The following is a 25,466-nucleotide window of genomic DNA, read 5'->3' as shown; positions in this document are numbered from 1 at the left end:
GCTGGGGCGTCAAGCACGGATTTCCTTACATTTTTCGATCGATTTACCGATAATAAGCCCGATTTTAACCTGATGACGGAACTCTCTGGATGGTGATGCGGTGAAATCCGAGCTGACTGTTCCCCTCACGCGGACCAGTGACTGGCTGCTGCCTGCGCTGGCCGAGCCGCCGGCGCGACTCGCGCCCTGGCTGCTTGACGCAGGATCCATGACGGCGCGCCTGCGCCGCTACAACCGTCACTTTTCTCTCGAGCTGCTTGGTCACCACCTGCAAGGGCTGGCTGCCGACGAACAGGGCCTGCTGGGGGTCGATGCCGGCTTGCGGCGAGAAGTGGTGCTGCATGGCGATAACGGGCCCGCGGTACTGGGATGGACCCTGTTTGCCGAGGCGGCGCTGACGGGGGCCGATCTGGGTCAGCTGGGGGAACAACCCCTGGGAGAACGCATCTTCGGTGCGACCCCTGCCCAGCGGGATGGCCTGCAACTGGCCCGTTTCACGCTGGCGGATGCACAGGGGCAGCTCCTGCCGCTCTGGGGGCGGCGCTCGCGCCTCTATCTCAATGGCTGGCCTCTGCTGGTGCACGAGGTGCTCTTGCCCGGCCTAGTGCTGACCGATCTCCCCTCACCGTCGTGGCTGGATTGAGCCGGGAACCACCATCCCGTGGGATCCTGGCGTGCCTATCGCCGTTTCTCTTGATATTCCAGTTTAAAACAAGGAGTTGCTGTGACTGTATTGACCAAGGAGCGTGGGCTGGCCTATGCCCAGCTGGCACGGATAGACAAGCCGATCGGCACCCTGCTGCTGCTCTGGCCCACCCTGTGGGCGCTCTGGCTGGCGGCCGGGGGCGTGCCGGCGCTCGGCACCCTGCTGGTGTTCGTGGTCGGGGTCTTCTCCATGCGCTCGGCAGGGTGTGTCATCAACGACTACGCGGATCGCCATTTCGATGGTCACGTGAAGCGCACCGCGGGGCGGCCCCTGCCCATGGGCAAGGTGAGTCCGAGAGAGGCGCTGGTGCTGTTTGCCGTGCTGGCACTGCTCTCCTTTGCCCTGGTGCTGACCCAGAATGCGTTGACCATAGCCCTGTCGTTTGCCGCCCTGGTGCTGGCGGTCTGCTACCCCTTCATGAAGCGCTTCATCCCCATTCCCCAGTTGGTGCTGGGGCTGGCCTTCTCCTGGTCGATCCCCATGGCCTATGCGGCGGCGGCCAATGCCTTGCCTCCGGCGGCCTGGCTCATCTTCCTGGCCAATGTGCTGTGGACCATCGCCTATGACACCCAGTACGCCATGGTGGACAGGGATGATGACCTCACGCTCGGCATCAAGTCGAGTGCCATCCTGTTTGGCCGTTTCGACAAGCTGATCATCGGCCTGCTGCAGCTGGCGACCCTGCTGATCTTGTTGGGGATAGGTCAGCTGATGGCGCTGGGAGCCAGTTATTACTGGGGGCTGCTCGGTGCCGCCGTCCTGTTCGTTTACCAGCAGCGGCTCATCCGGGAGCGGCAGCGGGAGGCTTGCTTCCAGGCCTTCCTGAACAACAACTATGTGGGCGCCCTGGTGTTCGCCGGGCTGGTTTTGCACTACTGGTAACCAGCCGGTTGTGCCATCTCAATGCCAGGGCCGCAGGATGCGGCCCTGATCGTTTCTGGCGTATTCCGACGAGGAGGGTGCGCGGATGAACCGCAAGATGCAGGCTGGAGTCTTCCTGGCGGAGGATGGGAGCCACAATAACGACAGGGCCCCGTGCTGGGGCCCTGTTTCATCGGGTGGCGTGATCAGCCTGCCTGCCGGTTGCCCGCCTGTATGGTGCGGCGGATCTTGTTGCTGAGCAGCGGCACTATATTGTCGGCCAGGGCCTGGAAGCGGCCGAGGTCCGGCTTACAGCCCGGATCCAGATAGCCTTCGCTGCGCAGGGTATGGATCAGGGTGCTGAACAGCTTGGGATCGAAGAACTCGGGAGCGTTGATGCCGTGCAGGGTACCGAGGCGCTCCGCCATCATCAGGCCGTCTGCCTCCAGCTGCTCAGCCTCTATGTGGGGCTGGGCCAGCATGCGGGTCAGTACGATGGCGTAGCGTTGCAGTGTCTCCTGGATGCTCTCGGCCAGCAGCAGCAGGCGCATCTGGTTGCCTGGATTGACCCAGTAGCCGCCATCGCGAGCCTCGACCAGTTGCTGGCGTTGCAGCTCGGCCAGCAGGGCGTCGACCAGATCCGGCAGCTCATCCTCTTGGTAACGCAGGAACAGCTCTGTCTTGAGCAGAGGATAGATGTCGACACAGCGAGCGACAATCTCGCCGCGGGAGATCCCCTCGCACCGCTCGATCAGGGCCGCCACCAGGGAGGGCAGGGCGAACAGGTGCAGTATGTTGTTGCGGTAATAGGTCAGCAGGATCGCCTGATAGCGGTCGAGACTGATGATCTGGCCCAGCTTGTCCTCGCTCACCTCGAACTTGTTGAGCTCCATCGCTTGATCCAGCAGATCCTTGGCATTGTCCTGGGGCAGTGTGCTCTGCTCGCTGTAGGGCACCTGCTTGAGCAGATCCAGATAGGTGTTGATCTGCGCCTGCAGCTCGTCCCGGGTCAGGGCATGGCGCTCGGCGGCCAGCAGCGCCAGGGCACTCAGGGTCAGGCCGTTGACGGCGGCGGCATCGTTGATCCGGGTCATCAGCAGCTCGGCCAGCTTGTTGACGGTAGGGGCCATCCACTCGGGGCGTTCCTCCTGACCGATATGGGCCTTCCACTGTGGTACATGCTCATTGAGATAGCCGTTGAGGGTCAATGGCTCGCCGAAGTTGACGAAGCCACGGCCATAGTTGCGCAGCTTGCGCAGGATGCCGAGCACCTGCAGGAAACTCTCCTTCTCCTTGCGACTGCCCTTGAGTTCGTTGTGGTAGGTGTTGACCTCCATCACGTGCTCGTAGCCCAGATAGACGGGCACCAGGGTCACCGGCCTCTCCAGCCCGCGCATCATGGCCTGCAGGGTCATCGCCAGCATGCCGGTCTTGGGGGGGAGCAGGCGGCCGGTGCGTGAGCGGCCTCCTTCGGTGAAGAATTCTACCGAGTAGCCCTTGGCAAACAGCAGGTTGAGGTATTCACGAAATACCGTGCTGTAGAGCGGATTGCCCTTGAAGGTGCGGCGGATGAAGAAGGCACCGCCGCGCCGGAACAGGGGACCGGCCGGCCAGAAGTTGAGGTTGATGCCCGCCGCGATATGGGGCGGCACCATGCCCTGGTGATAGATGACGTAGGAGAGCAGCAGATAGTCCATGTGGCTGCGATGGCAGGGGACATAGACTATCTCGTGCCCTTCCTGGGCGAGCTGGCGCACCTGCTCGGCACCGTTGACCGAGAGGCCGCGATAGAGCTTGTTCCACAGCCAGCCGAGGAAGCTCTCACCGAGGCGGATCAGCCTGTAGGAGAAGTCGGAGGCGATCTCGTCCATGTAGTCATGGGCGCGCTTCTGGGCCTTCTCCAGGCTGATGCCCTCGCGCCCGGCCTCTTCCTCTATGGCCTGCTGGATCACATTTGAATCCAGCAGTTGCTTGAACAGCAGGTTACGGTTTGGCAGCTTGGGCCCGGTGGCCGCCAGTTGCTGGCGGCTGAAGTGAATGCGGGCCACCCGCGCCAGCTTGTGGGCGATGGCCTGATCCGTGCCGTGCTTGTCCGCCATGTGACGCAGAGAGAGCGGCGGGGAGAAGCGCACCAGGTTTTCGCGTCCTTTCAGGATCACGATCAGCGCCTTCTTGAGCCGGTTCGGTGCCAGGCTGCTGATGATGTTCCAGCCGGAGGCTTCCTCCCCTTCCCGGCCCGGGGCGCGGCCCCAGAACAGGGTGACGGGTACCATCTGTACATCCAGCTCGGCATCCAGCTTGTGCAAGTCCAGCAGTTGCTGGAACTCCTGCAGGAAGGGGAGTGGCTTGCTGCGGGATCCGAACAGGGGGGGCGGCCGATCGAGGCAGACGTAGCGTGGCACGACTCTGCCCCCCAGCTCGAGCGGGGTGAAGGGGCCCGGCAGGCCGAGATCCTCGCAGCATTGCTGCAGGGTCATCAGGTCGGTAATCGAGCTGGTCTTCAGGGCGTAGACGATGGGTCTGGCCGGATCCAGCTTGAGTTCCGTGATGGGGTTTTCCGGCAGGCTCTTGTGATTGACCAAGCCGCTGACCGGCCACTGCAGTATGGCTCTGGAAATACTCTGCCCGAGGGACATGTGCGTCTGCTCTCCAAAAAAATGCGGCGTGAGCATAGCAAATCACGCAGGGCTTGTCGCCGAGAGGTACGATGAGTCCGTTGATGAGGGCCTGAACAGGGTTATTTTGGCTTCGGCTGCGACAATTGTCAGTCGAGCCTTGCCTTGGTCAGCACACTGTATATACTGCCAGTGTGCTGTATAAAAAGACAGGTGCCAATCTTATGAAACCCCTCACTCCCCGCCAGGCTCAGGTGCTTGATCTCATCAAGGTCAACATGAGCGAGACCGGCATGCCGCCGACCCGTGCCGAGATCGCTCAGAAGCTTGGGTTCAAATCCGCGAATGCGGCCGAAGAGCACTTGAAGGCGCTGGCCAAGAAGGGGGCGATCGAGATCCTGCCGGGCACCTCGCGGGGCATCCGCCTGCTGCTCGACGAGGTAGAGGATGCGGCCAACGAAGAACAGGGATTGCCCCTCATCGGCAAGGTGGCGGCCGGCGAGCCCATCCTGGCCCAGGAGCACATCGAGAGCCACTATCAGGTGGATCCCGCCCTGTTCCATCCGCGGGCTGATTTTCTGCTGCGGGTGCAGGGCATGAGCATGAAGAACATCGGCATCATGGACGGGGACCTGCTGGCGGTGCACAAGACCCAGGAGGTGCGCAACGGTCAGGTGGTGGTGGCCCGGCTCGATGAGGATGTCACCGTCAAGCGTTTCCAGCGCAAGGGCAGCCAGGTCTGGCTGTTGCCGGAAAATGAAGAGCTGCAGCCTATCGCCGTCGACCTGGCGAGCCAGCATCTCACCATAGAAGGGCTGGCCGTCGGCGTGATCCGCAACGCCGACTGGATGTGATTGAGGCCCCTCGCGGGGCCTTTTATTCCCTGCTGTTTTTTCAATTTATTTCTTAACACTTTTTTCACACATTCTCATTTGCTGCTTTACTTAGCCTGTTGATTGGCACGCAAGACCAATCTCGGGGAAGAGACGCCCGGCAGGGCAGCGCTAAAAATGGGGGGCAGAGTGAAAAGAGTCCTGATTACTCTCTCAATCTTTCTGTGTGCCTGGAGCGGCCCATCGCTCGGCAGCGGCATGCGCTTCAACATGACGGAAGGGGTCAGCGCCGTCAGCCGCAACGTGTACGACCTGCACATGACCATACTCATCATCTGTGCCCTGATAGGCTTGCTGGTGTTTGGGGTCATGTTCTGGGCCATCTGGCATCATCGGCAGGACAAGGGGGCGCAGGCTGCCCACTTCCACGAGAGCACCCGGGTCGAGATCCTCTGGACCCTGATCCCTTTCCTCATCCTCATCGGCATGGCCGTACCCGCCACCCGCACCCTGATCGCCATGGAAGATACCAGCGATGCCGACCTGACGGTGCAGATCACCGGCTCCCAATGGAAGTGGCATTACCGCTATTTCGACGACGGTGTCGAGTATTACAGCCTGATGGCCACCCCTCAGGCACAGATAGACAACAAGCGCCGCAAGGGGGAGAACTATCTGCTCGAGGTGGATCGCCCTCTGGTGCTGCCCACCGGCAAGAAGGTGCGCTTTCTCATCACCTCCCAGGATGTGATCCACTCCTGGTGGGTGCCGGCCTTTGCGGTGAAGAAGGATGCCAACCCTGGGTTCATCAACGAGGCCTGGACTCGTATCGATCACCCAGGTCTCTATCGGGGTCAGTGTGCCGAGCTGTGCGGCAAGGGACACGGCTTCATGCCCATAGTGGTGATTGCCAAGCCGGAGGCCGAGTTCAACCAGTGGCTGAGCAAGACGCGGGACGAGCAGCTGGCGGCCAAGGAGCAAGAGCAGAAGCTGCTCTCGATGACCATGAGCCGGGATGAGCTGATGGCGCTCGGCGAGAAGGTCTATCTTGGCCACTGCGCCGCCTGTCACATGGCCAGCGGGGAAGGGGTGCCGGGCGCGTTCCCGGCCCTCAAGGGCAGCCCCATTGCGATAGGCCCCAAGACGGATCATCTTGAACGGGTGTTGCACGGCAAGGCGGGCACGGCCATGCAGGCCTTCGCCAAGCAACTCAGCCTGCAGGAGCTGGCGGCGGTCATCACCTATGAACGCAACGCCTGGGGCAATGACAAGGGCGATGAGGTGCAGGCCAAGGATGTCGATGCCTTCCTCAAGGGCAAATCCATGTAGGAGAGAGCAAGATGAGTGTCGTCACGGATCTCGATCATCAGGCAGAGCATGGCCATCAGCCCAGGGGCTTGTTGCGCTGGTTGCTGACCACCAATCACAAGGACATTGGCACCCTCTATCTCTGGTTCAGCTTCATCATGTTTCTGACCGGCGGCGCCATGGCCATGGTGATCCGTGCCGAGCTGTTCCAGCCCGGCCTGCAGTTGGTCGACCCCGGCTTCTTCAACCAGATGACCACGGTGCATGGCCTGATCATGGTGTTTGGCGCCGTCATGCCCGCCTTTACCGGACTGGCGAACTGGATGATCCCCATGATGATAGGGGCGCCAGACATGGCATTGCCGCGCATGAACAACTGGAGTTTCTGGATCTTGCCGTTCGCCTTCCTGATCCTGCTTAGCACTTTGTTCACCGAAGGGGGCGGCCCCAATTTCGGCTGGACCTTCTACGCCCCTCTCTCCACCCACTATTCCCCGGACAGCACGGCGCTGTTTGTCTTCTCCATCCACATCATGGGGATCAGCTCCATCATGGGGGCCATCAACGTCATCGTCACCATCTGCAACCTGAGGGCGCCAGGCATGACCTGGATGAAATTGCCCCTGTTTGTCTGGACCTGGCTGGTGACCGCCTTCCTGCTGATCGCCGTCATGCCGGTACTGGCGGGGGTGGTGACCATGGTGCTGACCGACAAGTATTTTGGTACCAGCTTCTTTGATGCCGCGGGGGGTGGGGATCCCGTCATGTTCCAGCATATTTTCTGGTTCTTTGGCCACCCCGAGGTCTACATCATGATCCTGCCGAGCTTTGGCATCATCTCGGCCATAGTCCCCACCTTCTCTCGCAAGCCGCTGTTCGGTTACAGCTCCATGGTCTACGCCACCGCCTCGATCGCCGGCTTGAGTTTCCTGGTATGGGCCCACCACATGTTCACCACTGGGATGCCGGTGTTTGCCGAGCTGTTTGTCATGTATTGCACCATGCTGATCTCGGTGCCTACCGGCGTGAAGGTTTTCAACTGGGTAGCCACCATGTGGCGAGGCGCCCTCAGTTTCGAGCTGCCCATGCTGTTTGCCATCGCCTTCATCGTGTTGTTCACCATGGGAGGCTTCTCCGGCCTCATGCTGGCCATCACACCGGCGGATTTTCAGTATCACGACACCTACTTCGTGGTGGCCCACTTTCATTATGTTCTGGTGACGGGAGCCATCTTCTCCATCATGGCGGCGGCCTACTACTGGCTGCCGAAGTGGACAGGTCATATGTATGACGAACGATTGGGCCAGTGGCACTTCTGGTGCTCCGTCATCTCGGTCAACGTCTTGTTCTTCCCTATGCATTTTCTCGGCTTGGCGGGCATGCCGCGGCGGATCCCTGACTATTCCATCCAGTTCGCCGATGTGAACAGCATCGTCAGCCTGGGCGGGTTCGCGTTTGGTCTGTCCCAGCTCATCTTTCTCTACCTGGTCATCAAGTGCATTCGAGGTGGCAAGTCGGCTGCGGCCAAACCCTGGGATGGGGCCCATGGCCTGGAATGGGAAGTTCCCTCGCCAGCCCCCTATCACACCTTCACCACACCGCCAGAGGTGAAGTGACATGCACACCCGGCTCACCCTCAAACTGGTACTGGCCACCCTGCTGATGTTCGGTTTTGGCTATGCCCTGGTACCCCTGTATGACGTCCTGTGCCGCATTACGGGGATCAATGGCAAGACGGCGTCCGTGGCCGCCACGGCCGCTACGGGCGAGATAGACAGCAGCCGCACGGTGACGCTGGAGCTGGTGGCTTATCCCTTCCCCGGGTTCGAGGGCAGGTTTGCCCCCGTGGTACAGCGCATCAAGGTGCACCCGGGCGAGTTGAGCCGCACGCACTTCAATGTCGAAAACTCGGCCGACAGTGCGCGGGTGTTGCAGGCGGTGCCCTCCGTCACGCCGGGGCTCGGCGCCCGCTATCTGCACAAGACGGAGTGTTTCTGCTTCCAGCAGCAACATCTGGCGATCGGAGAGAAGGCGCAGCTGCCCTTGTACTTCTATGTCGATCAGGCGCTGCCGGCAGAGCTGCATACCCTGACCCTCTCCTACACCTTGTATGACGTGACCAGGGCGGTGGGCCAGGGTGGCCAAAATGGTTGAACCTACCCTGGGCAAGGGGAGCGAGAGTCCGGTATCGGAGGCGAGAATGGCGAACGATTCGAGATACTATGTGCCAGCGCAGAGTCCCTGGCCCATCATGGGGGCGGTTGGCCTGTTCCTGATGGCATCGGGAGCCGGCATGCTGATCAGCCATGGCAACCCCGGGGGCTGGCTCCTGCTGGCGGGAGCCCTGACCATCACGGGCATGTTGTTTGGCTGGTTCGGCCATGTCATCAACGAGTCGATGAGCGGGCTGTACAGCCCACAGATGGACAGATCTTTTCGCCAGGGGATGAGCTGGTTCATCTTCTCCGAGGTCATGTTCTTCGGCGCCTTCTTCGGAGCGCTCTTCTATGCACGTGTACTGTCAGTCCCCTGGCTGGGGGGGGAACATCTGCACCATCTGAGCACTCACCAAGTGCTCTGGCCCGACTTCCAGGCCATCTGGCCACTGGTGACCACGCCAGGGGGGACCCAGACTGAGGCAATGCCCTGGCAAGGGTTACCCCTTGTCAATACCCTGCTGCTGCTCAGCTCTTCGGTGACGCTGCAGTTCGCTCACCAGGCTCTGGAGCGGGGCCATCGCAATCGGGTCAAGCTGTTGCTTGGCTGCACAGTATTGCTCGGTCTCCTCTTCCTGTCATTGCAGGTGCTTGAGTATTACCACGCTTATACCGAGATGGGGCTGACCCTCAAATCCGGCATCTATGGCAACACCTTCTTCATGTTGACCGGCTTCCACGGCATGCATGTCTTCCTGGGTTCCCTGATGCTGGCCATCATGTGGCTCAGGGTCATGAAGGGGCACTTCAATGCACATCACCACTTTGCCTTCCTGGCGAGCGCCTGGTACTGGCATTTTGTTGACGTGGTTTGGCTCTGCCTGTTTGTTTTCGTCTATATCCTTTAGAGAGTGATCAGAAAGGTGAGGGATTGAGGGTCAGCAGGCCGCTCATCATGGCCAGCAAGAGCAATATGACCAGCAGCACGGAGAAGATCACTCTGCGCCCCAGGTAGTGGCTCGCCGGCAGGTGAGTCTGGCCCCTGACGAGTTGATACAGGGCCCTGAACAGGGAAATCAGTACCATGGCGAGCAGCAATACGATAAGGAGTTTGATGATCATGGGCATCACTCTAAGGGTAATGCCATGATTATAGGCGGTTTTGCAGGGGAAAAAGGCAGGGTTGGCCTGCTGGTGCTGGCCTTGACCATGGGGTTGCTCATGGCCTGGCTGGGCTGCTGGCAGCTGACTCGTGCAGCGCAAAAGCGCCAGCTGCTTGAGCTGAATCAGCAGCGTGGTCAGCTTGAACTGAGTCTGCAGGACCTGTTGGTCAAGGAGGACAGGTATGGCTATCAGCTCTCACTGGAAGGGGGATTCGCCCCAGGGCTTACCCTCTTCCTCGATAACCAGGTTTATCAAGGGCAGCCGGGTTACCAGGTTTTACGCCCTCTGGTTACGGCACAGGGGTTATTGTTGGTCGATCTGGGTTGGGTGCCCCAAGGAGAAGATCGTCAGGTTATACCAGCTGTTTCGCAACCGGCAGGAGAGTACCGAATTCGAGGACGGGTGGCGCGCCCCTATCATCCCCCTCTGCGTCTCGGCGGCCCAGAGGAAGAGTGGCCGACGCGAGTCCAGGCGATAGACACTCCCCGGCTGGCCGCACGGTGGCAACGGCCGGTACTCCCCTTTGTCCTGATATTGGAGGAGGGCGGTTCTTGGCCCGAGCTGGTGCGTCACAAGCCGGATAACCCCATGACCCCCGAGCGCCACATCGGCTATGCCGTGCAGTGGTTTGCCATGACCCTGACACTGGCGGGTCTCACGCTCTGGTGGTGGCGCAAGGGGGCCGCCCACGACGATGACAAGGAGGTTGAATGAAGATGATGCCGTTGCTGGGCCTGGTGCTGATCTTTCTGGCCTCTCCTGCGATCGCCTGGCTGGTGCTGAGCCAGCACTGGTTCGAAGGGGGGGTGACGGCGAAAGGGGAGTGGGTTGAGGGACAGGTTCCCCAGCAGGGGCGCTGGCATATGCTCATGCCCACGCAGGCCGTGTGTGACGACCGCTGTGAAGCCGGGCTCTTCCTGCTGCATCAGAGCTGGTTGGCGCTTGGCCAGGAGCGAGAGCGGGTGGTCCCCATGCGCCTGGGGGGCGAAAGCAGCGATCCGTTGATCCAGGCGGCTGAGAACCAGACCGGCCTGGCCCAGGGGTTCATCTATATCGCCGATCCCCAGGGGCGGCTGATACTGCGCTACCCCATAGCGCTGGAGGCGGTGGCCCGCCTGTCGGCCGGGGAGGCATTGCTGGCAGACCTTCGCAAGCTATTGAAGTTATCAAGGATCGGATAATAACAAGAGACCATCTGGCCCACTGGGCCCATGGGGGGAATATGCGCTGGATCAGTCTGTGTGCCCTGTTGCTCGCGGCGGTGGTAGTGGTGCTCGGTGCCTATACCCGGTTGACGGAAGCCGGACTCGGCTGTCCGGACTGGCCCGGGTGTTACGGCTTTCACCTGGTGCCGAGCCAGAGCCATGAATTGATGCTGGCAGAGCGCCGCTTCCCGGATACCCCGCTGCAACCCCACCTCGCCTGGAACGAGATGATCCACCGCTATTGTGCTGGCCTGCTCGGACTTGTCATCCTTGCTCAGGCCCTGTTCTCTCTCTACCGACGGCAGGGCCGACGGCTCGCCTGGCTGACGCTGGCACTGGTGGTGGGTCAGGGGTTGCTCGGCATGCTGACGGTGACCATGAACCTGTTTCCACTGGTGGTGCTGAGCCATCTGCTGGGCGGTATGACCATATTGGCCTTGCTCTGGCTCGCCGCGCTCAGACACTGGTCAGCAACACACGCCGCACCATCAGTGCAGGCCCCCGGGCGGACGCTGCGGCTGCTGCGGGTAGGCCTGGTGGTGCTGGTGATCCAGATAGCCCTTGGCGGCTGGACGTCGGCCAACTATGCGGCGCTCACCTGCCATCAGCTGCCCTGGTGCGAGGGGCCCTGGTGGCATTGGCTCGATTTCATTCGCGCGTTCGATCCCGTGCCACCCCCGAGTGACAGCTATCAGTTCGGCGTGCTGCCCTATGGGGCGCGAATGACCATACAACTGACCCACAGAAGCTGGGCCCTGGTGACGGTACTGACATTGCTGTGGTTGGCCTGGCAGCTGGGCCGAGAGGGGTGGGCTGTGCTGGGAGGCGTGCTTGCCACCCTGGTGTTGCTGCAAGTGGTACTGGGGGTGAGCAACATAGGGCTGATGCTGCCCTTGCCCGTGGCCTTGGCTCACCACGGGGTGGCCGCCTTGCTGCTGCTCACCATGGTGACCGTCTGGTTTGCACTCGGCCGCCGGCCGGCCCACACAGGGGAGCGTTGAGATGGCGCGAACGCATGCACTGCACGCCACGGCGAGATGGCGTTGGCAAGACTATCTGATGCTGACCAAGCCCAAGGTGGTCGCACTCCTGTTGCTCACCGCCCTGGTCGGCATGTACCTCACCGGCCAGCTGCCAGGTCCGGGATTGGTGTTCCTGTCCCTGACGGGTATCGGCCTGGCCGCGGGAGGGGCGGCCGCCATCAATCATGTGCTGGACAGGCACATAGACCTGCGCATGGCGCGTACCCACCACAGGCCGGTCGCCAGGGGGCGCATCGAGACCCGCCAGGCGATGACGTTTGCCCTGGCGCTCTGTGCCGGCGGCATCGCCATCCTCTGGCTGGGCGTCAATGGTCTCACCGCCTGGCTTACTGCTGCGTCCCTGATAGGTTACGCCGTCGTCTACACGGTCTGGCTCAAGCGGGCGACCCCGCAGAACATAGTGATCGGCGGGCTGGCGGGGGCCATGCCCCCTCTGCTTGGCTGGACTTCGATCACCGGGACGCTGGATCCCCACGCCCTGCTGCTGGTGGCCATCATCTTCACCTGGACCCCGCCCCACTTCTGGGCGCTGGCCATCCACAGGCGCGACGATTATGCCAGGGTCAATATTCCCATGCTGCCGGTGACCCATGGCATCGAGTTCACCAAGACCTGTGTGCTGCTCTACACCCTGCTGCTTACCCTGGTGTGCCTGCTGCCCTGGCTGGTTGGCATGGCAGGCCCGGGTTATCTGATCGGCAGCCTCTGTCTCAATCTGAGGTTTGTGCAGTGGGCCTGGCGTCTCAAGTTCTCCCCGGACGAGCAGACTGCGATACAATGCTTCAAATTTTCCATCACCCATCTGATGGTACTCTTCATCGTCCTGTTGGCGGATCACTGGATTGACTATGGCTAAGTGGCGTTTCCCTCTGTTATTGCTGGTATTTATTGCGGGTGTTTCCAGCGCCTGGTTTATCCACAAACCGGAAGAGCCTGAACAGGCCACCTATTATGCCGTTGGGCGAGATCTGGGCCCCTTCTCTCTGGTCGACGCCGATGGCCAGCCCTTCACGCCGGCGAACCTGAAGGGGCACTGGAGTTTCCTGTTCGTCGGCTACACCTTCTGCCCCGACGTCTGTCCCACTACCCTGGCCGATCTGAGGTCCGTCTATCCCGAGTTGCGGAAGCTGGATGCGCGCAGCCAGGTGGTCTTCATCTCGGCGGATCCCCAGCGGGACACGCCGGAGCGCCTGAAGAGCTATGTCGCCTTCTTCCAGCCCGACTTCAAGGCGGCGACCGCGCCCCATGGCGCCCTGTTCCCCTTTGTACGCAATCTGGGGCTCATCTACTCCATCGCCGAGCAGGGTGAGAAGGATTACCTCATCGATCACTCGGCCTCCATCGTGCTGGTCAACCCAGAAGGCCAGCTGCAAGCCATCTTCCGACCCGAGTCGGTCCCGGGTCAGGTGCCTCATGTGGCGATGAAGGCGCTGGTATCGGATTTTGACCGTATCCTGACCCTGTCCGGCAGCTGAGCCCGTGGCGCGTTTCCCCGACTGGCTGCGGGATCCTGCCCGCCACGGCGCCGTGTTCGCCCTGGCGCTGCCCATGGTGTTTTCCAACATCACCACCCCCCTGCTCGGTCTGGTCGATACCTGGGTCATCGGCCACCTGAGCCAGGCCTGGTTTCTCGGGGGGGTCTCGGTCGGGGCGACCCTGATCAATCTCATCTTCTGGCTGCTTGGCTTCCTGCGCATGTCGACCACAGGGCTGACCGCCCAGGCCCATGGGGCGGCCTGCGGGCGGGAGATGCTCGACACCCTGATGCGTGCCATGGCGCTGGCACTGTTGCTGGGGGTGGGCATCATGCTGCTGGTGTTCCCCCTCCTGCCCCAGATCATTGGGTTGAGCGGAGGCTCGGCCGAGGTGCAGCACTATGCGGGTCAGTATGTGGCTGTGCGGATCTGGAGTGCCCCGGCGGCCCTGTGCAATCTGGTGATCATGGGCTGGTTGCTGGGCTTGCAGGATGCCCGCACGCCCATGGCGCTGCTGATCCTGACCAATCTCGTCAACATGGCCCTCGATGCTCTCTTCGTGCTGGGACTGGGTTGGGAGGTCAAAGGGGTGGCGGCGGCCTCCCTCATCGCCGATCACTGTGCGCTCGGGGTCGGCATCTGGCTGGTGAGCCGTCGTCTGCGAGCGATGGATCCGGCTGTCTGGCAGGGCGCCTTGCACCGCCTTCGGCAGTGGCCTGTCTTCCTGCGTCTGCTGGGGCTTAACCGTGACATCTTCATCCGATCCCTCTGCCTGCAGCTCTGCTTCGCCTTCATGACGTTGCAGGGGGCCAGGCTCGGCGATGTGACGGTGGCCGCCAATGCGGTCTTGCTCAATCTGCTGATGCTGATCTCGTACGGGCTGGATGGGTTTGCCTATGGGGCCGAGGCCATGGTCGGGCGCGCCATAGGGCGCCGTGACCGTCAGGAGCTACGGGAGGTGATAGTGCTCAACCTGGGCTGGGCCCTGCTGATTGCCGCCGGTTTTACCCTGGCGTTCGCCCTGGGGGGACCAGGCCTTGTCGCCAGCATGACGGATCTGCCCGAGGTGATCCGGGAGGCACAACACAACCTGCCCTGGCTGGTGGCCATGCCGCTGCTGGCGGTCTGGTGTTTCCTGTTCGATGGGGTCTTCATCGGGGCGACCCGGGCCCGTGAGATGCGCAACAGCATGCTGGTGGCGGTATTTGGCGGCTTCTTCCCGGTCTGGTGGCTGGCGCAATCCCTGGGCAGTGGTGGGCTCTGGGCGGCGATGGCGGCGCTCATGGTCGGCCGGGGCCTGAGCCTGGGTCTGCTCTGCTGGCGCATGGAGCGGGATGGTCGGCTGCTCGCATCCCGCGCCTGATCCTGCTTCACCACGCCGATATCGAGAGGGCCCGCTTGTCAGCAAGCGGGCCCTCTGTGTCGTAGGGGTCTACTGGGCGCCTCGATAGCCGAGCTGGCGCCAGCTCTCGTAGACGAACACCGAAACGGCGTTGGCCAGGTTCATACTGCGGCTCTGGGGCAGCATGGGGATGCGCAGGCGCTGCTCGCCCGGCAGACTCTCGATGATCTCCATGGGCAGGCCACGGCTCTCGGGGCCGAACAGCAAGGCATCCCCCAGGGTGAAGTCGACGGCCGAGTGGGGTCGGGCACCCTTGGTGGTGCAGGCGAATACCCGCCTGGGCGCCACGGCCGCGAGGAAGGCCTCATAGCTTGGCCAGCGCTTCACGTCGGCGAATTCGTGATAGTCGAGCCCGGCGCGCTTGACCCGCTTGTCGTCCCACTCGAATCCTAGTGGCTCTATCAGGTGCAACCGATAGCCGGTGTTGGCACAGAGTCGGATGATATTGCCCGTGTTGGGGGGAATTTCCGGTTGATAGAGCACGATATCGAGCATGACAAGATCCTGATGGGGGCCGGGAGGGGCGTCAGCATACCCAGCCGCTGCGGCAATGAAAAGAGGCTCATGTCAGGGGCAGCGTGATGGTGATGAGCAGGCCGTGGGGGGCATTGTGGGTGGCCGTGATATGGCCGCCATGGCGGTGCACCGCCTCGGCGGCGATGGCCAGTCCGAGGCCGGTCCCGCCGGTCTGGCTGTTGCGGGCATCGTCGACCCGGTAGAAGGGCTGGAACAGCAGCGCCAGCTGTTCGCTGGGCACCCCTGCCCCGTCATCGCGGATGCTCATGGTCCAATGCTGCGCCGTGCTGTGCCACTCTACCTCGATCAGGCTCTCGGCGTACTTGAGGGCGTTGCGCAGCGGATTCTCCAGGGCGCGCGCCAGCAGCTCGGGCCAGATCCGCAGTGAGAGGTTGGGCAGGGGGGGAACGATCAGGCGCTTGCCGCTCTGATGGGCCTCGAACAGGGCGTCATCCAGTATGGGCTCGAGCAGCTCGGCGAGGGGGTAGTAGATGGGAGCCTCCACTCGCTGCTGTGCGCGGGAGAGGTCGAGCAGGTCGCCGATCAGCTTGTCGAGTCGCCCTATTTCGGACTCGATTCGGGCCAGTTCGTGACTGTCGCCCTGCTTGCGGCGGATCAGCGCCTGGGCCAGCTGGATGCGAGTCAAGGGACTGCGTAACTCGTGGGAGATGTCAGACAACAGCTGTTTTTGCTTTTGTATCATCAGCTTGAGAGTTTCCACCATGTGGCTGACGTTGTCGGCCAGCTGGCCAATCTCGTCGAGCCGCTCCAGATTGGGGATCCGGGTTTCCAGCTCACCGGCGGCGATCTGGGAGACGGATTGCTGCAACTGTTGAATGGGGCGGGTCAGGCGCATGGCAAGCAACAGACACAGTGGCGTGCTGATCAACATGGCGACCAGCAGGATCAGCACGGGGTGATCCAGGATCTGGATCACCAGAAACAGGTAGGGGTTGTCGACATTGAGGCCGAAGTAGACCTGATAGCTGTGACCATTGTGCTCGAGCAGAAAGGGGCCTGTGACCGCATCGTTGTGGTCGCGCCCCATCATGGGGTTGTCCGGCTGATCCACCTCCAGCATGAACCGCATCACGAACTTGTCCGGCGGCGTGGAGGCCTGCACCTGACCCTCCTGGTCCCGCACATAGATGCTGCCCACCTGCATCAGACCGGCGGCTTGCAACGCCTGTTGCAGATCGAATGCCCGATCGGGCCTGGCACCTTGCAGCAGGGTGCGCACGTGCTGCTGCATGGAGAGCCGCTCCTTGGGGGGCAGGGGTATGGTGTTGCGTGGATCCAGGGAGGGGAGGCTGATCACCACCGCCAGGATCAGCAGCAACATGCTCCAGAACCAGAGAAATATCTGGCCGGAGAGACCATGAAGGGGGGGGAGCCTCATGTTGCGTCCAGCCAGAGGTAGCCGCGGCCCCGCACCGTCTTGAAACGGGGCTGGCCATCGGCTCGCTCCGGCAGCTTCTTGCGCAGGTTGCTCAGGTGCATGTCGATGGCGCGATCGAAGGGCTCGAGCTTCTTGCCGAGCACCTGTTCCGAGAGCTGCCTCTTGCTGATGATCTGCCCAGGACTGCGCAGCAGACATTCCAGCAGGCCAAATTCGGTGGCGGTCAGCTCCAGCTGTCTGCCATCGCAGCAAGCCTGCTGCAGGCCGGGTTGCAGCTGGATATCCATGAACTGCACCTCGTCGGCGCCCATCCTCGATGGGTTGCTGCCCTGGGTGCGACGCAGTATGGCGCGGATCCTGGCGAGCAGCTCCCTGTCGTCGAACGGTTTGGCCAGGTAGTCATCGGCGCCCGCCTCCAGACCATTGACCCTGTCCTGGCTGTCGCCGCGGGCGGTCAGCATCAGTACTGGGGTATCGAGTCGCTCCCTCAGCCTGGCCAGCATGGCGAAGCCGTTGAGCCTGGGCATCATGACGTCCAGCAGGATCAGATCGAAGGCCTGCTGTTCCAGCTGGTGCAGCCCCTGTTCGCCATCATCGGCCACCGTCACCTGGAAACCTTCCAGGGTCAGGATTTCGTGGAGCATCTGGGTGAGGTCCAGGTCGTCATCGACCAGCAAAATTCTGTTCATCAGTCGCCAGTTCCGATCATTTTTCGCGCCAAAGGGGGCGCAGGGTCAGGGTATAATAGATTTTTAACCGCAAGAGGAAAGCCGGTTGTGAGCCATCAACAATATTCCCGCTGGGTGACCCTGGCCAGCATGGCTGCCGTCGGTACGGCCACCTTGCTCATCACCGGCAAGCTGATCGCCTGGCTGATGACGGGCTCTTCCAGCCTGCTGGCCTCCCTGACCGACTCCTTCATGGACGTGAGTGCCTCCATCATCAACCTGCTCGCCATCCGCTATGCCATGACCCCCGCCGATGAGGAGCACAGATTCGGCCATGGCAAGGCGGAATCCCTGGCCGGCCTTATCCAGTCCGCCTTCATCGCGGGGTCGGCTCTGCTGCTGGTGATGCACGGCATCTCCTCCCTGCTCAAGGAGGATCCCATCTTGCGGCTGGAGGCGGGCATTTGGGTGAGCCTGGGCTCCATGGCACTGACCCTGCTGCTGGTGGGCTTCCAGCAATTCGTGGTGCGGCGCACCGGCAGTGTGGCCATCAAGGCGGACATGCTGCACTACCGTTCCGATCTGTTGCTCAACGGCGGTGTCCTGCTCGCCCTGGTGCTGGCGGGGCAGGGCTGGCTCTGGGCCGATGGCCTGTTTGCCGTCCTGATCGGCCTCTTCCTGCTGTGGGGCGCGCTGACCATAGGGTACGAGTCGGTACAGGCCCTGCTGGATCGCCAGTTGCCAGCGGAGGAACAAGCGAGAATAATGGCCCTTTGCTGTGGGGTCGCCGGTGTGCACGGTGTGCATGATCTGCGTACCCGCCAATCCGGGCCGACCCGTTTTGTGCAGTTACATCTGGAGCTGGATGATCAGCTCCCCCTGGTCAAGGCCCACCAGATCGCCGACGAGGCGGAACTGGCGGTGCGCCAGGCCTTTGAGCGGACGGACGTCATCATTCACATGGATCCCATCTCTGTGGTGCACAAGGAACGGCAAGGCTCCCCCATCGAACAACAGTAGGCAGTAACATGGATGATCTGGTTGCCCGTACGTGGCAAAAAATTCAGCAGGAAGCGGGCATGATGGCGACCCAGGAGCCCATGTTGGCCAGCTTCTTCCACTCCACCATTCTCAATCATGAGACGCTGCGCTCGGCCTTGAGTTTCCAGCTTGCCAACAAGCTCGACAGCGCCACCATGCCCGCCATCGCCCTGCGCGAGGTAATAGAGCAGGCCCTGCGCAGCGATCCCGATCTGCTGGCCGTGGTGGCAGCCGACATCTGTGCCGTACAGGAGCGAGACCCCGCAGTCGAATTCTTCTCGACTCCCCTGCTCTATCTCAAGGGATTCCATGCTCTGCAAGGCTACCGGGTGGCCCACTGGTTGTGGCAGCAGGGTCGCCGCCCGCTGGCGCTCTATCTGCAAAACCAGATCTCGGTGGTGTTCGGGGTGGATGTGCATCCCGCCGCCCGCATCGGCAAGGGGATCATGTTCGACCATGCTACCGGCATAGTGGTCGGGGAGACGGCGGTGATCGAGGACGATGTCTCCATCTTGCAGAGCGTCACCCTGGGGGGCACCGGCAAGGAGGGGGGTGATCGCCATCCCAAGATCCGTGAAGGGGTGATGATCGGTGCCGGTGCCAAGGTGCTCGGCAACATAGAAGTCGGCATGGGGGCCAAGATAGGGGCGGGGAGCGTGGTGATCAACCCGGTGCCGCCCCATACCACGGTCGCCGGTGTGCCAGCCAAGATCGTCGGTCATCCCGAGTGCGACAAACCCTCGCTGGACATGGACCAGTGCCTCTGACTCTCCTGATGTAAGGCTGGACCATGGCCAAGTGGTGGTCGGGATGGCTCATCCTGGCAATGTGGCTGCTCAATCTGCTGCACCTTTACGGGGGCATTTCGCCCTGGCCCGCCGCCCTGGCGGCCTGGATGGCGTCCCTGCTGACCTGGCCCAGGATGGCGGGAGCCGCCAGGCGCCAGGCGTTGGCGCTATACGGGGCCGCCTTGATACTGCTGTTGTTTTCCTTCGTGCGCGGTGCCGAACTCACCCTGGGGGAGTGGCTGCTACCCAATATCGACATGCTGACCATGTTCGCCGCCGTGAGCACCCTCAATCTCGCGACCTCTGGGCTGCTGACCGGCACCCCTGCCTGGTCAGGACGCAAGGGGCTGTGGAGCACGATGGCGAGCCTCAACCTGCTGGGGGCCGTGATCAACCTGTCGGTGCTCTTCATCATTGGCGATCGGCTGGAGCGCAACAACAGCCTGGAACGACGCCAGGTCATGGTGCTGAGCCGCATCTTCTGCGCCGCCGCATTCTGGTCCCCCTTCTTCGTGGCCATGGCGGTGGCGCTCACCTATGCCCCCGGCATGCGGCTGGCTCCCATCTTGCCGTTCGGCATGCTCGGCGCCCTCATCGCGATGGGGGTCACCGCCTGGCAGGTCGAGCGGCTGGGGGCGATCGCCGATTTTCAGGGGTATCCGCTGCGGGTGCAGACCCTGGGACTGCCGCTGGCCCTGGTGGCGGCCGTGCTGCTGATGAAGCAGTGGTGGCCCGCCCTCAGCATTCTGGCGGTGATCGCCCTGGTTGCTCCTCTGTTGGCGCTGGTCTTCATGCCACGCCAGGGGCGTGCCCTGGCGCTCAAGCGACAGGTGGTGGAGCGCTTCCCCGCCATCGGTGGCCAGCTGGTGCTGTTTCTCGGCGCTGGACTGCTGGCGGCGGGCATCCATAGCGCCTTGTCCACCCTGGCCGTCGGCGATCACGGGTTGCCGCTGTTCCAGCACTTTGGCTGGTTCGAAGCGTCGCTGACCCTGTTGCTGATCCTGGTGGTGGCCATCTTCGGGGTGCATCCCCTGATCAGCATCTCGGGGCTGGCGCCGCTGCTCTGGCCCCTGAATCCGGATCCCAGCCTGCTCGGCCTGTGTTTCCTGCTTGGCTGGGGGCTGGCGACCGGTACCAGCCCGCTCTCCGGCTCCAACCTGGCATTGGCCGCCCGCTACAACCTGAGTGCCTCCTTGCTGCTGCGCTGGAACCTGGCCTATGGCGCCTTCATGTATCTGATGGCCTGTCTGCTGCTGGGCGGATATATCGCCTGGCAGGGATGAATCCCGGCCCATGTGAAGGAAATCGACGCAGATTTGAGCTGGGATGGCGGTGAGACCGCATTTTCCCCCGCTCCGGCTTGTTTGTGCGAAGCGGCTCAGGGTATGCTGACTCCACGCGCTGGCATTGCCCTCTGTGGGGCATCGCAATTGAACAAACAGGTACGCATCATGTCACTAGAAGTCCTTGAACAACTCGAATCCAAAGTCCAATCCGCCGTCGACAACATCTCCCTGCTGAAGATGGAGCTGGACGAACTGAAGCAGCAGAACAACCAGCTGCAAGATGAGAACCATCAGCTGCGCAACGAGCATCAAGCCTGGCAAGAGCGTCTGCGCGCCCTGCTCGGCAAGATCGATCAGATGGACGAAGCCATCTGATCCCCTGCCGTTCCTCGTCGCATGTGAGAAGGCCGCTCGATGAGCGGCCTTCTCGTTGATGGCGGGCAGGGACCTGGCTCCTTGCCTCAGCACATGGCGAGCAGTTGCTTGACCGTCTTCTCTATGCCGTCTGCCGCCTCGATGATGTTGTTGGCCAGCATATAGGCGGGGGTGGAGATGACTCTGCGCTCCTCATCCACCACGAACTCGTTGACCGGGCAGGCGAGGTGGCTGGCGCCCATGGCTTCCATGGCACTGGCCGTCCCTTCATCCCTGCCTATGGTGGCCAGGGTGCCGGCGCCATAGATGAGCGGGATCATGGCCGGCGCGATGCAGATATAGGCGGCTGGCTTGCCGGCGCGGGCAAAGCTCTGGCACGCCTTCAGCACATCGGGCTGGATCTGGCACTGGGCCCCCTTGAGCGCGAAGTCACACAGGTTCTTGGCGGCACCGAAACCGCCGGGCAGCAGCAAGGCATCGAAATCGGCGGCGTCGAGCTCGGCCACATCGCGGATCTGGCCGCGGCAGATGCGGGCGGCCTCGACCAGCACGTTGCGGCTCTCCCCCTCGCTCACGTCACCGGTCAGGTGATTGATGACATGGCGTTGGGGCACATCGGGAGCGAAGCACTGGGTGGAGGCGCCCTGGCGCGCCAGGGCGAGCAGGCTGATCACCGCCTCGTGGATCTCGGCGCCATCAAACACGCCACAACCACTCAAGATCACGGCCACTTTTTTCATGGGAAGACTCCTTGTTGTCGAAAATGTGAGCCAAGGTGGAAACTGGCACTTTTGTATGGTTATCGTTCGCCCCCGGCTGGTCAAGTCAGGATGCTGTGCTAGGATTGTTTCGTTTTGGATCCTGCCTGACTCATCCCCTTAAAATTTTTTCCACATTTGGCCATGTCATTCTCGATACATCTTTATACGATGGATGATGTGCAATTTATTGATTGTAATGGTTTTTTTGATTTGTTCTTCGTTGTTTTTCACAGCACTGGTCAGCAACGGCCATTTTTGGTCACAGAGTTATCCACAGAGTTTGTTTGGTATTCATCCAGCAACAGGTTAGGCCGGCCCCCTTGGTGCCAGGGGGTCCCTGTGGCATCCTAGCGGCTGTTTATCTCTCTGGCAGGACGACTTCATGGCCCCTAGCAATCCCCTCATTCTGGTTGACGGTTCTTCATATCTGTATCGCGCCTTCTTCGCCTCCCAGCAGGCCGACTTGCGAACCTCCACCGGATTGCCAAGCGGCGCCGTCCGGGTGATGGCCAATATGATGCGCAGCCTGCGCAAACAATACCCCGACAGCCATGTCGCCGTGGTGTTCGACGCCAAGGGCAAGACCTTCCGTGACGACATCTACCCCGAGTACAAGGCGACCCGCGCCAGCATGCCGGACGATCTGCGCAGCCAGGTTGCCCCCATTCACCAGATGATCAAGGCGATGGGCTTCCCCTTCCTGATGGTGGAAGGGGTCGAGGCCGACGACGTGATCGGCACGCTCGCCCGCCAGGCGACAGAAAAACAACTGCCGGTGCTCATCAGCACAGGTGACAAGGACATGGCGCAGCTGGTCTCCGACCATGTCACCTTGATCGATACCATGAAGGATGTGAAGACCGATCGGGACGGGGTGATCGAGAAGTTCGGTGTGCCGCCCGAACTCATCATCGACTACCTGGCCCTGATGGGGGACAAGGTGGACAACATCCCCGGCATGACAGGGGTGGGCGAGAAGACGGCGCTGGCCCTGCTGCAGGGGATCGGCAGCATAGACGAGATCGCCGCCAATCTGGACAAGGTGGCTGCCCTCGGCTTCCGTGGCTCCAAGGCATTCGCCGACAAGTTCCGCGAGCAGGAGGAGCAGGTGCGGCTCTCCTATCAACTTGCGACCATTAAGACCGACGTCGAGCTGGAGCAGAGTCTGGAAGAGCTGCTGCTGGGCCCGATCGACAAGGAATCCCTGCTGGCGGTTTACCGCGAGTATGAGTTGCGCAATCTGCTCAAGGAGCTGGAAGGGGGCGATCAGAGCGGGAGTGACGAGGAAGGCGCTGCCCCGGCTGCCGCCATCGAAACCGACTACAGCTGCATTCTGGAAGAGGCAGAGTTCGACGCCTGGCTGGCACAGTTGCAGGCGGCACCGCTGTTTGCCTTCGATACCGAGACCACCAGTCTCGACTACATGGAAGCGCGCGTCGTTGGCGTGTCGTTCGCCGTCGAGCCGGGCAAGGCGGCCTATGTGCCCTTCGGCCACGATTATCTGGGGGCACCGGCCCAGCTGAGTGAGGCGCTGGTGCTCGGCAAGCTCAAGCCGCTGCTGGAAGATCCGGCCCGCCTCAAGGTCGGTCAGAACCTCAAGTACGATCGCAACGTGCTGCAGAATCACGGCATCGACCTGCAGGGCATCGCCTTCGACACCATGCTCGAATCCTATGTGCTCAACTCCACCGCCAGCCGTCACGACATGGACTCTCTGGCGAAGAAGTATCTGGGCGTCGACACCGTCTCCTTCGAGGATATCGCCGGCAAGGGGGCCAAGCAGCTCACCTTCAACCAGATCGAGCTGGAGCAGGCCGCGCCCTATGCGGCGGAAGATGCCGACATCACCCTGCGTCTGCACCAGACCCTGTGGGGCGAACTGAGCAAGCAGCCCACGCTTGCCAAGGTGTTCACCGAGATCGAACTGCCCCTGCTGCCGGTGCTGGCACGGATGGAACTGCTCGGCACCACCATAGACCCCAAATTGCTGCACCAGCAGAGCCAGGAGATCGAAGTGCGTCTGGCGGAGCTGGAGCGTCAGGCCCACGAGCTGGCCGGCCAGGAGTTCAACCTCTCCTCGCCCAAGCAGCTCGGCGAGATCCTGTTCGTCAAGCTGGGGCTGCCCATCCTCAAGAAGACCCCCAAGGGCGCGCCGTCCACCGCCGAAGAGGTGCTGGCGGAATTGGCGGAGACCTATGAGCTGCCGCGCCTGCTGATGGAGCACCGTGGCCTGGCCAAGCTCAAGTCCACCTACACCGACAAGCTGCCGCTGATGATCAAGCCCCAGACCGGGCGGGTACACACCTCCTACCATCAGGCGGTGGCGGCGACCGGCCGACTCTCCTCCACCGATCCCAACCTGCAGAACATTCCGGTGCGCAACGAGCAGGGGCGCCGCATTCGTCAGGCCTTCATCCCGAGCGCCGGCTACAAGCTGGTGGCGGCGGATTACTCCCAGATCGAGCTGCGCATCATGGCGCACCTCTCCGGTGACCAGGGCTTGCTGACCGCCTTTGCCGAGGGCAAGGACATCCACAAGGCGACCGCCGCCGAGGTGTTCGGGGTGGCGCTCGATGCGGTGACCACCGACATGCGCCGCAGCGCCAAGGCGATCAACTTCGGCCTCATCTATGGCATGAGTGCCTTCGGTCTGGCCAAGCAGCTGGGGATCGGCCGTGCCGAGGCGCAGAAGTACATGGATCTCTACTTCGAGCGCTACCCGGGCGTGCTGGAATACATGGAGCGCACCCGCCAGCAGGCGGAAGCCCAGGGCTATGTCGAGACCCTGTTCGGTCGTCGCCTCTACCTGCCGGACATCAAGTCCCGCAACGCCGGACTGCGCAAGGCGGCGGAGCGGGCGGCGATCAACGCCCCCATGCAGGGCACGGCCGCCGACATCATCAAGCGCGCCATGATCGCCGTCGATGGCTGGATCCGGGGCATTACCGATGGCTCCATCCACATGCTGATGCAGGTTCACGATGAACTGGTGTTCGAGATCCGCGAGGAGAAGCTGGAGGAGTACATCGCCCTCATCAAGGAGAAGATGTCTGCGGCGGCCGAGCTGCACGTGCCGCTGGTGGTGGAAGCCGGGACCGGTGACAACTGGGATCAGGCCCACTGATCCTCACAGTGATTGGCTAGCTATAATAAGAAGAATTGAAGCACGGCGCATGCCGGGCTTCTTGTTTTCGTTCTCTGTCTGTTTCAAGCCTCTTGCAGATACTCATCCTTGAGCAGGACATAGTTGTCGGCCGAGGTCTTGAGAAAGGCAATCTCTGCCGGCTTGAGCGGCCGTGCCTGCTTGACCGGGTTCCCCATATAAAGAAAACCGGATACGAGCCGCTTGCCCGGTGGCACCAGGCTGCCGGCCCCTATCATCACATCATCCTCGACCACCACCCCATCCAGCAGTATGGCCCCCATGCCGACCAGTACCCGGTTGCCTATGGTGCAACCGTGCAGCATGGCCTTGTGGCCCACGGTGACGTCTTCCCCGATCAGCAGGGGATAACCATCGGGATTCGCGGCGCTCCTGCGGCTGAGGTGCAGAACGGTGCCGTCCTGCACATTGCTGCGGGCGCCGATACGGATATGGTTCACATCCCCCCGTGCCGCCACCAGGGGCCAGATGCTGGCATCGTCGCCGAGCACAATGTCTCCCACCAGGGTGGCGCAGGGGTCCACATATACCCGTTTGCCCAGTTGCGGGCGTTTTCCTTTATAGGGTCTCAGTCGCAAGTCCATCTTGGCCTCCTTGATTTACGGCCATTCTAGCAATCCCTACCCCTGTTCTGTGGATAAGTTTGTACAAAAGCTGTGTTTGGACATGAATAACTAGAGAGAGGCCCATTTTTGAAGATT

The 25,466-nt window shown here is 61.9% G+C and carries 25 protein-coding genes; 18 read left to right on the top strand and 7 right to left on the bottom strand.

Annotated elements, in window-relative coordinates:
• Positions 1-100 precede the first annotated feature (100 nt).
• Together BN1119_RS10205 and ubiA are read left to right on the top strand one after the other, a co-directional pair.
• Positions 101-643 (top strand): chorismate--pyruvate lyase family protein, encoded by a 543-nt coding sequence (locus BN1119_RS10205; protein WP_041997513.1) that lies wholly within the window; start codon positions 101-103, stop codon positions 641-643.
• 81 nt (positions 644-724) lie between these two features.
• Positions 725-1,588: a 4-hydroxybenzoate octaprenyltransferase gene (ubiA, locus tag BN1119_RS10200; RefSeq protein WP_041997511.1), complete on the top strand. Its 864-nt coding sequence runs from the start codon at positions 725-727 to the stop codon at positions 1,586-1,588.
• A 185-nt stretch (positions 1,589-1,773) separates the two neighbouring features.
• Here the strand turns inward: ubiA and plsB are convergent, their stop codons facing one another.
• A complete protein-coding gene (gene plsB / locus BN1119_RS10195) occupies positions 1,774-4,203 on the bottom strand; it encodes a glycerol-3-phosphate 1-O-acyltransferase PlsB (RefSeq protein WP_041997509.1) in 2,430 nt (809 codons plus the stop codon).
• 203 nt (positions 4,204-4,406) lie between these two features.
• On the opposite strand from plsB, the gene lexA reads away from it, so the two are divergent.
• The 5 genes from lexA (at position 4,407) to BN1119_RS10170 (ending at position 9,387) form a co-directional block, all read left to right on the top strand.
• Positions 4,407-5,036 carry a transcriptional repressor LexA gene (gene lexA / locus BN1119_RS10190; RefSeq protein WP_041997504.1) on the top strand — a complete coding sequence of 210 codons (630 nt, stop codon included), beginning with the start codon at positions 4,407-4,409 and terminating at the stop codon, positions 5,034-5,036.
• 168 nt (positions 5,037-5,204) lie between these two features.
• On the top strand, positions 5,205-6,344 hold the full coding sequence (gene coxB, locus BN1119_RS10185) for a cytochrome c oxidase subunit II (RefSeq protein ID WP_244463720.1): 1,140 nt from the start codon (positions 5,205-5,207) through the stop codon (positions 6,342-6,344).
• A gap of 11 nt (positions 6,345-6,355) precedes the next feature.
• The gene (gene ctaD, locus BN1119_RS10180; protein ID WP_041997499.1) at positions 6,356-7,939 is read left to right on the top strand and encodes a cytochrome c oxidase subunit I; all 1,584 of its coding nucleotides are present in this window, start codon (positions 6,356-6,358) and stop codon (positions 7,937-7,939) included.
• Position 7,940: 1 nt separating this feature from the next.
• Positions 7,941-8,477: a cytochrome c oxidase assembly protein gene (locus BN1119_RS10175; protein ID WP_041997497.1), complete on the top strand. Its 537-nt coding sequence runs from the start codon at positions 7,941-7,943 to the stop codon at positions 8,475-8,477.
• Complete coding sequence (locus BN1119_RS10170) at positions 8,470-9,387, top strand: cytochrome c oxidase subunit 3 (RefSeq protein ID WP_244463719.1); 918 nt, start codon at positions 8,470-8,472, stop codon at positions 9,385-9,387. The genes BN1119_RS10175 and BN1119_RS10170 overlap by 8 nt, the downstream gene beginning before the upstream one ends.
• Positions 9,388-9,394: 7 nt before the next feature.
• On the opposite strand, the gene BN1119_RS10165 is transcribed toward BN1119_RS10170, so the two are convergent.
• On the bottom strand, positions 9,395-9,601 hold the full coding sequence (locus tag BN1119_RS10165) for a DUF2909 family protein (protein WP_041997493.1): 207 nt from the start codon (positions 9,599-9,601) through the stop codon (positions 9,395-9,397).
• A gap of 24 nt (positions 9,602-9,625) precedes the next feature.
• On the opposite strand from BN1119_RS10165, the gene BN1119_RS10160 reads away from it, so the two are divergent.
• The 6 genes from BN1119_RS10160 to BN1119_RS10135 all read left to right on the top strand — a co-directional run bounded on the left by BN1119_RS10160 (position 9,626) and on the right by BN1119_RS10135 (position 14,729).
• On the top strand, positions 9,626-10,357 hold the full coding sequence (locus BN1119_RS10160) for an SURF1 family protein (RefSeq protein WP_041997490.1): 732 nt from the start codon (positions 9,626-9,628) through the stop codon (positions 10,355-10,357).
• Complete coding sequence (locus BN1119_RS10155; protein ID WP_041997488.1) at positions 10,354-10,824, top strand: hypothetical protein; 471 nt, start codon at positions 10,354-10,356, stop codon at positions 10,822-10,824. Before BN1119_RS10160 ends, BN1119_RS10155 begins: the two co-directional genes overlap by 4 nt.
• A 41-nt stretch (positions 10,825-10,865) precedes the next feature.
• Positions 10,866-11,849, top strand: coding sequence for a COX15/CtaA family protein (locus tag BN1119_RS10150; RefSeq protein ID WP_041997486.1), 984 nt, complete (start codon positions 10,866-10,868; stop codon positions 11,847-11,849).
• A gap of 1 nt (position 11,850) precedes the next feature.
• A complete protein-coding gene (cyoE, locus tag BN1119_RS10145; RefSeq protein ID WP_041997482.1) occupies positions 11,851-12,747 on the top strand; it encodes a heme o synthase in 897 nt (298 codons plus the stop codon).
• Positions 12,740-13,366 (top strand): SCO family protein, encoded by a 627-nt coding sequence (locus tag BN1119_RS10140; protein WP_041997480.1) that lies wholly within the window; start codon positions 12,740-12,742, stop codon positions 13,364-13,366. The genes cyoE and BN1119_RS10140 overlap by 8 nt, the downstream gene beginning before the upstream one ends.
• 73 nt (positions 13,367-13,439) lie before the next feature.
• Positions 13,440-14,729: an MATE family efflux transporter gene (locus BN1119_RS10135; protein ID WP_084205413.1), complete on the top strand. Its 1,290-nt coding sequence runs from the start codon at positions 13,440-13,442 to the stop codon at positions 14,727-14,729.
• A gap of 69 nt (positions 14,730-14,798) precedes the next feature.
• On the opposite strand, the gene trmL is transcribed toward BN1119_RS10135, so the two are convergent.
• The 3 genes from trmL to BN1119_RS10120 all read right to left on the bottom strand — a co-directional run bounded on the left by trmL (position 14,799) and on the right by BN1119_RS10120 (position 17,372).
• Positions 14,799-15,263 carry a tRNA (uridine(34)/cytosine(34)/5-carboxymethylaminomethyluridine(34)-2'-O)-methyltransferase TrmL gene (trmL, locus tag BN1119_RS10130; RefSeq protein ID WP_041997475.1) on the bottom strand — a complete coding sequence of 155 codons (465 nt, stop codon included), beginning with the start codon at positions 15,261-15,263 and terminating at the stop codon, positions 14,799-14,801.
• A 67-nt stretch (positions 15,264-15,330) separates the two neighbouring features.
• Positions 15,331-16,683 (bottom strand): ATP-binding protein, encoded by a 1,353-nt coding sequence (locus tag BN1119_RS10125; protein WP_041997473.1) that lies wholly within the window; start codon positions 16,681-16,683, stop codon positions 15,331-15,333.
• A complete protein-coding gene (locus tag BN1119_RS10120; protein ID WP_041997471.1) occupies positions 16,680-17,372 on the bottom strand; it encodes a response regulator in 693 nt (230 codons plus the stop codon). Before BN1119_RS10120 ends, BN1119_RS10125 begins: the two co-directional genes overlap by 4 nt.
• Positions 17,373-17,459: 87 nt before the next feature.
• Between BN1119_RS10120 and fieF the strand changes: the two genes are divergently transcribed.
• The 4 genes from fieF (at position 17,460) to BN1119_RS10100 (ending at position 20,841) form a co-directional block, all read left to right on the top strand.
• Positions 17,460-18,371 carry a cation efflux pump FieF gene (fieF, locus tag BN1119_RS10115; protein ID WP_041997469.1) on the top strand — a complete coding sequence of 304 codons (912 nt, stop codon included), beginning with the start codon at positions 17,460-17,462 and terminating at the stop codon, positions 18,369-18,371.
• A gap of 8 nt (positions 18,372-18,379) precedes the next feature.
• On the top strand, positions 18,380-19,159 hold the full coding sequence (gene cysE / locus BN1119_RS10110; RefSeq protein ID WP_041997466.1) for a serine O-acetyltransferase: 780 nt from the start codon (positions 18,380-18,382) through the stop codon (positions 19,157-19,159).
• Positions 19,160-19,182: 23 nt separating this feature from the next.
• Positions 19,183-20,463: a hypothetical protein gene (locus BN1119_RS10105; protein WP_041997463.1), complete on the top strand. Its 1,281-nt coding sequence runs from the start codon at positions 19,183-19,185 to the stop codon at positions 20,461-20,463.
• 168 nt (positions 20,464-20,631) lie between these two features.
• Positions 20,632-20,841: a cell division protein ZapB gene (locus tag BN1119_RS10100; protein ID WP_041997460.1), complete on the top strand. Its 210-nt coding sequence runs from the start codon at positions 20,632-20,634 to the stop codon at positions 20,839-20,841.
• 86 nt (positions 20,842-20,927) lie between these two features.
• Here the strand turns inward: BN1119_RS10100 and elbB are convergent, their stop codons facing one another.
• Positions 20,928-21,581: an isoprenoid biosynthesis glyoxalase ElbB gene (gene elbB, locus BN1119_RS10095; RefSeq protein WP_041997457.1), complete on the bottom strand. Its 654-nt coding sequence runs from the start codon at positions 21,579-21,581 to the stop codon at positions 20,928-20,930.
• A 403-nt stretch (positions 21,582-21,984) separates the two neighbouring features.
• On the opposite strand from elbB, the gene polA reads away from it, so the two are divergent.
• Positions 21,985-24,726, top strand: coding sequence for a DNA polymerase I (polA, locus tag BN1119_RS10090; RefSeq protein ID WP_041997454.1), 2,742 nt, complete (start codon positions 21,985-21,987; stop codon positions 24,724-24,726).
• 83 nt (positions 24,727-24,809) lie between these two features.
• Here polA and BN1119_RS10085 read toward each other — a convergent pair whose 3' ends face one another.
• Positions 24,810-25,349, bottom strand: a complete 540-nt coding sequence (locus BN1119_RS10085) for a gamma carbonic anhydrase family protein (protein ID WP_041997450.1) — start codon at positions 25,347-25,349, stop codon at positions 24,810-24,812.
• Positions 25,350-25,466 lie beyond the last annotated feature (117 nt).

The sequence above is a fragment of the Aeromonas bivalvium genome (genome assembly GCF_000819765.1).
Taxonomy (GTDB): Bacteria; Pseudomonadota; Gammaproteobacteria; order Enterobacterales; family Aeromonadaceae; genus Aeromonas; species Aeromonas bivalvium.
Note: the sequence above shows the minus strand (reverse complement) of the source record. Positions and strands in the feature narration are given on the sequence as shown.

Bases quoted from the DNA above. Each gene is read 5' to 3' on its own strand.
- plsB (WP_041997509.1), bottom strand. From the start codon at position 4,203: ATGTCCCTCGGGCAGAGTATTTCCAGAGCCATACTGCAGTGGCCGGTC.
- lexA (WP_041997504.1), top strand. From the start codon at position 4,407: ATGAAACCCCTCACTCCCCGCCAGGCTCAGGTGCTTGATCTCATCAAG.
- ctaD (WP_041997499.1), top strand. From the start codon at position 6,356: ATGAGTGTCGTCACGGATCTCGATCATCAGGCAGAGCATGGCCATCAG.
- BN1119_RS10175 (WP_041997497.1), top strand. From the start codon at position 7,941: ATGCACACCCGGCTCACCCTCAAACTGGTACTGGCCACCCTGCTGATG.
- BN1119_RS10170 (WP_244463719.1), top strand. From the start codon at position 8,470: ATGGTTGAACCTACCCTGGGCAAGGGGAGCGAGAGTCCGGTATCGGAG.
- BN1119_RS10165 (WP_041997493.1), bottom strand. From the start codon at position 9,601: ATGATCATCAAACTCCTTATCGTATTGCTGCTCGCCATGGTACTGATT.
- BN1119_RS10160 (WP_041997490.1), top strand. From the start codon at position 9,626: ATGATTATAGGCGGTTTTGCAGGGGAAAAAGGCAGGGTTGGCCTGCTG.
- BN1119_RS10155 (WP_041997488.1), top strand. From the start codon at position 10,354: ATGAAGATGATGCCGTTGCTGGGCCTGGTGCTGATCTTTCTGGCCTCT.
- BN1119_RS10150 (WP_041997486.1), top strand. From the start codon at position 10,866: ATGCGCTGGATCAGTCTGTGTGCCCTGTTGCTCGCGGCGGTGGTAGTG.
- cyoE (WP_041997482.1), top strand. From the start codon at position 11,851: ATGGCGCGAACGCATGCACTGCACGCCACGGCGAGATGGCGTTGGCAA.
- BN1119_RS10140 (WP_041997480.1), top strand. From the start codon at position 12,740: ATGGCTAAGTGGCGTTTCCCTCTGTTATTGCTGGTATTTATTGCGGGT.
- BN1119_RS10135 (WP_084205413.1), top strand. From the start codon at position 13,440: ATGGTGTTTTCCAACATCACCACCCCCCTGCTCGGTCTGGTCGATACC.
- trmL (WP_041997475.1), bottom strand. From the start codon at position 15,263: ATGCTCGATATCGTGCTCTATCAACCGGAAATTCCCCCCAACACGGGC.
- BN1119_RS10125 (WP_041997473.1), bottom strand. From the start codon at position 16,683: ATGAGGCTCCCCCCCCTTCATGGTCTCTCCGGCCAGATATTTCTCTGG.
- BN1119_RS10120 (WP_041997471.1), bottom strand. From the start codon at position 17,372: ATGAACAGAATTTTGCTGGTCGATGACGACCTGGACCTCACCCAGATG.
- cysE (WP_041997466.1), top strand. From the start codon at position 18,380: ATGGATGATCTGGTTGCCCGTACGTGGCAAAAAATTCAGCAGGAAGCG.
- BN1119_RS10105 (WP_041997463.1), top strand. From the start codon at position 19,183: ATGGCCAAGTGGTGGTCGGGATGGCTCATCCTGGCAATGTGGCTGCTC.
- BN1119_RS10100 (WP_041997460.1), top strand. From the start codon at position 20,632: ATGTCACTAGAAGTCCTTGAACAACTCGAATCCAAAGTCCAATCCGCC.
- elbB (WP_041997457.1), bottom strand. From the start codon at position 21,581: ATGAAAAAAGTGGCCGTGATCTTGAGTGGTTGTGGCGTGTTTGATGGC.
- polA (WP_041997454.1), top strand. From the start codon at position 21,985: ATGGCCCCTAGCAATCCCCTCATTCTGGTTGACGGTTCTTCATATCTG.
- BN1119_RS10085 (WP_041997450.1), bottom strand. From the start codon at position 25,349: ATGGACTTGCGACTGAGACCCTATAAAGGAAAACGCCCGCAACTGGGC.